The 231-nt window shown below is 73.2% G+C and carries 1 pseudogene; it reads left to right on the plus strand.

Annotation, left to right across the window (positions count from 1 at the left end):
• Nucleotides 1-231, plus strand: a pseudogene (locus tag I8N67_RS42135) (IS200/IS605 family accessory protein TnpB-related protein); the annotation flags it as partial.

Below are 231 nucleotides of genomic sequence, written 5' to 3' on the forward strand. Positions count from 1 at the left end.
GGACCGGCTCAAGCAGCTGAGCGCCGGGGACGAGAAGGTGCTGCGTCTGGTCGGTGATCTGCTCGGTACGCTCGCCTCGCGTGATCTGAAGGCCCGCTGCGTGGCCGGGCTGGAGCACGACAGCGAGCGGTGGGCCGGGCGCAAGCGCGCCCTCACCGGGGAGTCGTCCTCGCGGTGGGCGGGGTCGGTCACGAAGGCCACCCATGATCAGTGGGCGCTCGCCCGGCGCGG

This window comes from Streptomyces adelaidensis (assembly GCF_016598475.1).
GTDB classification, from domain to species: domain Bacteria; phylum Actinomycetota; class Actinomycetes; order Streptomycetales; family Streptomycetaceae; genus Streptomyces; species Streptomyces adelaidensis.